At 57.9% G+C, this 3,856-nt stretch carries 4 protein-coding genes; 3 read left to right on the top strand and 1 reads right to left on the bottom strand.

Going from position 1 to position 3,856, the window contains the following annotated elements:
• Nucleotides 1-980, bottom strand: a 980-nt coding sequence (locus ACLP2E_RS18075; RefSeq protein WP_442466726.1) for a sugar transferase, incomplete at its 3' end; no start/stop codon positions are given.
• A 308-nt stretch (nt 981-1,288) separates the two neighbouring features.
• Between ACLP2E_RS18075 and ACLP2E_RS18070 the strand changes: the two genes are divergently transcribed.
• The 3 genes from ACLP2E_RS18070 (at nt 1,289) to ACLP2E_RS18060 (ending at nt 3,748) form a co-directional block, all read left to right on the top strand.
• The gene (locus ACLP2E_RS18070; RefSeq protein WP_442462504.1) at nt 1,289-1,519 is read left to right on the top strand and encodes an XrtV sorting system accessory protein; all 231 of its coding nucleotides are present in this window, start codon (nt 1,289-1,291) and stop codon (nt 1,517-1,519) included.
• A gap of 229 nt (nt 1,520-1,748) precedes the next feature.
• Complete coding sequence (locus tag ACLP2E_RS18065) at nt 1,749-2,324, top strand: hypothetical protein (RefSeq protein ID WP_442466725.1); 576 nt, start codon at nt 1,749-1,751, stop codon at nt 2,322-2,324.
• A 578-nt stretch (nt 2,325-2,902) separates the two neighbouring features.
• Nucleotides 2,903-3,748, top strand: a complete 846-nt coding sequence (locus ACLP2E_RS18060) for a hypothetical protein (protein ID WP_442466724.1) — start codon at nt 2,903-2,905, stop codon at nt 3,746-3,748.
• The last annotated feature ends 108 nt before the right edge of the window (nt 3,749-3,856 follow it).

The following is a 3,856-nucleotide window of genomic DNA, read 5'->3' as shown; positions in this document are numbered from 1 at the left end:
TTGAAAATCTTGAAGGGCCGCCCATTGAATCCGCTTCGAGTCTGGCGGAAAAACACCGGCCCCCTGGAATCGATCATGATGGCCAAGGCGATCACGCCGAACAAGGGCAGCAACAGAATCAAAGCGGTAAAGGCGACGACGATGTCGAAGGTCCTCTTCGCCGCCCGTTCGGCCATTCCAAGGGGTTGCCGCTGAATTTCCAGCGCCATTGAAGACCCGAGTTCGTATCGCGGATTGGAGACGAGGTCCGCGAGCATGGGGTCGGGGATCATCGTGACCGAGATCGGCAGCACGCGCAGGGCATTGGCGGCGGCGACGAGATCGACGACGCTGCCGGCGCGCGGCGCGAGGAAAATATCGTCAATGTCCTGGCCGCGCACGAATCCGATGACGCCATCGAGAGTTGAGGCGTTGTCCTCGGCGCTTGGCCCGAGCTGAAAAATCTTGATGACGCGATAGCCGTGCCGGACGAGCAGGTTCGAAAAACGCTCCGATTGCGGCTCGTCCCATAGGACGATCACACTTTTGCGCCCTCTGATCGCGCCATTGGCGAGCGCCCCGGGCAGGTACATCCGCCAGATCTGGCGATGCGCAAGCAAAGCCGTTCCTCCAATCGCCCAAAACGACAGGATTGTTCCGCGCGACAGTTCCTTGCCCACACCCCAGGTGAAAACGCCGCTTGCCAATAATAGAAAGGCGCCGCACCAGGTGCCGAGCAGGCCGCGGATCTGGTCGCTCAGCACGACGAGCCGGGAAGGCTCATAAAGTTTGCGCGCCCACATGGCCGCTACAAAAAGAACAGCGACGAAAACTGCCGCAGCCATATTGCGCGAGAATTGCCCTCCCTGTTGCGAGCTCGTGAAGTGGAAAAACGTTCCGGCGAGCAAGGCGGAGGCGGTGACGATCAAAATGTCGGCGCTTGCCGCGAAAAGGGGAATGCCCCGATAGGTCACTGGAAGATGGATAGCGGTTCGCGCCACGCTTTCACCCTTGGAATTACAACCATCTTCGGAGCAGGAGCGTGAATTGGCTGTCAAATCGGACCTCGCTTGCGATTGGAGCGTATCGGGCTTGAAGTCAATGCCGCCGTCAGGCTTTGGGTTAGCCCCCCGGCTGCCTAAAGGTTCGGAATCACAATCATTTTTTCTATACGACTGTTTTCGCCATAAGCGAAGCTGTAGAATTGTTAAAAGTCGTTCGCCGGCGAGTGATATCGTCGCATTTCAATCGTCGGGCGGAGCCCGGTCGCCGTCGTGGCGGCGTCCATTAATTCAACTCTGGAAAAGTCATGAATTCGATTTTCGATATCATTACGGTCACGCTGTTTCTATGTGGCGTTGCGGCTTTCGTTTTCCTGACGGATCGACGCCCGGCCACCGTGAGTCGGCTGCTCGTTTCGGGCGTCGCCGTCGCCGTCGCGAATCAACTCGGCAACGCCGGCCATGAATATCTGGCAGGCGCGCTCGTCGTCGCGGCGAGCGCCTACGCCGTGATTATCGTTCGGTCGCATCCAGCCTGAAGCGCCCTATCTGCCCGGAAAAAAGGCGTGACGGCGCGATGAAGCTTTACGACGGAAATATGAAGGCGCGATGGGCCGCGCGATCCACGATCATATTGTTTTATTAGCGAAAAATTGAATGGTGCGAGCTTGACCGTATGCGGGCGCATGGCTAAGTTCTTGACCGAGCGCGCGCGACGGGCTGCAGGTCACGCGCTTGTTTGGACGAATTTGGCAATGGGGGTTTTTTATGAAGAATTTAGCTCTGGCTGTGGCTTTGGCCGCCACCGGCTCGGGTCTCGCCGCGACGGGCGCTTCGGCGACGACGCCCGTCATCGTGCTGGCTCCGGAAGAGGTCGATACAACGGTTGACTTCACCACAAGCAAAAAATTGGATTCCGTTTTCAATTTCAGTGTGTCGGCTAAGGAATCGCTTTGGGAGCTGACCGTCGGGTTCAGCGACAATGCGATCTCCTCGACGGCCTATCCCTTTGGTCACGCGACGCTGGATATTTACAGCGGTTTAGCAGGTTCGAAGAACGAAAAGCTTGTCTACACGGCTACGGCGACCGATATCAAGTCCACGGGCGGCACGAAGGCGCACCCGATCTATTCTTATTCCGAGTCCATCTCGATCAACAGCGGCAATGATTTTACGCTGAAAGCCGGCAATTATAATATCGATCTTGTCGGCTCGACTTTGCCATCGGTGGGGGGCGCCGGCACCTTGGCCGTGACCGCGACCGTCCCGGAAGTTTCGACCTGGGTGATGATGCTGGCCGGTTTCGCCGGTCTCGGCCTGGTCGGCTATGGCGGCAGCAATTAGGCTCGCGGCCCCGCGGCTTTATCTTTGATCAATTCATTATAAAAAAAGGCCGATTTCGTTCGGCCTTTTTTGTCACGCCCTTCTGCAGCCCGGCAGGTTTACCGAAACGACCTGGGTGACGAAGTTCGGCGGATTTGGCAGTCTTACTTTTGTCGTCTAAATCCGCAACAAAAAGTCTCTCTTTCTGGACGGATGATCTTTGCCGACAACAAAAGCCGGCCGGGTCCCGACATTACACGATGACGCAGCGGCAAGGCATTGAAACAGTGTACTTTGCAGGAGAGCTCCTCTAGTTTGTCGCCGGTTCGCCAAGCCAAGTTCCGGCTCAGCCAGTCGCGTCCGGTTGGATTGCTTCCTGCCGCAGCGGGAACTCTGGCGAGTGTGTCCCGGGTTCGGCGAAAATTCACGGCTTGCGGCGCGCAAGAGAGGCGCTTATGCGTCTGGCCTTTGCTAGGAGAGTCGGCCAGTCGCCAATGAGCGGCCGGTTTCGGAAGAGTTCAAGCGCCGGCGGTTTTGCAAGGCTCGGAGTTCGGTTAATGTCAAATGTGCTCAATAGCTCGCAGACCGCGCGGTTGGATATGAATTATACCTTGGATAATGTCGCGCAGGAACTCGTCAGTTTCGCCAAACTTTCCGAATCGCAGATCGGCCAGATACACGCCTATGCGAAGGCGCGGGCAATCAGCTTTCTTGAAGCGGCGGTAGACACTGGCTTGGTGAAGCGCGAAACGCTGATGACCGCTCTGTCCCGGCAATATAATTATCCGATCATCCATGACGAAGATGGATTGGCGGGATTATCGCAGGAACTTGTGGTCGGTCACGAGCCCTTCGGCGCCGCGGCGGAAATCGTTCGTTCGATACGAACCTCGCTGGTGTCGACCGCAGTCGCGCAGGGACTAAGGTCATTCGTCGTCGTTGGCCCCCGCGAAGGGCAGGGCGCCAGTTTTCTTGCAAGCAACCTCGCCGTGGCCTTCGCGCAGATGTCGGTGAACACCTTGCTGGTCGACACCAATCTGCGCGATCCGCGCATCGCGGGCATGTTCGGCGTCGACCCTAACGGTGAAGGACTCTCCGACGTCTTGTTGCGCATGCGGGTCGATGATCTGCCGATCGTGCGCGATGTTCTGCCAGGGCTCTCAATTCTTCCGTCCGGCGGGATTCCGCCGAATCCGCAAGAACTGCTGTGCGGCGCCGATTTCGTCGCTGTGACCGCCAAATTAGCGCGCGACTACGGCATCGTCATTTACGATTCACCCAGCGCGATGGATTACAGCGATGCTTATGTCATAGCGTCGAGGGTCGGGTCCGCGATCGTCGTCGGGCGGCAGAACCACGCGCGCTTCGATGATTTGAAGTCTGTGGCGGAAAAGCTTCGCGGGCACCAGTGCACGATCGTCGGCACGATCGCCAACGACTTCTGAGGTTCAGGTGTACGCTTTTCACCGGCCATTTGGCGCTGCTTTCGCAAGGGCCGTGTTGGCGATCTCGCGGATCGCCCGCAAAGGATGATCGCGCCGAACCCGCGCTTC

This window comes from Rhodoblastus sp. (genome assembly GCF_052145335.1).
GTDB lineage: Bacteria > Pseudomonadota > Alphaproteobacteria > Rhizobiales > Beijerinckiaceae > Rhodoblastus.
The sequence above is the reverse complement of the archived record's forward strand: the minus strand, read 5'-3'. Positions and strand labels throughout refer to the sequence as shown.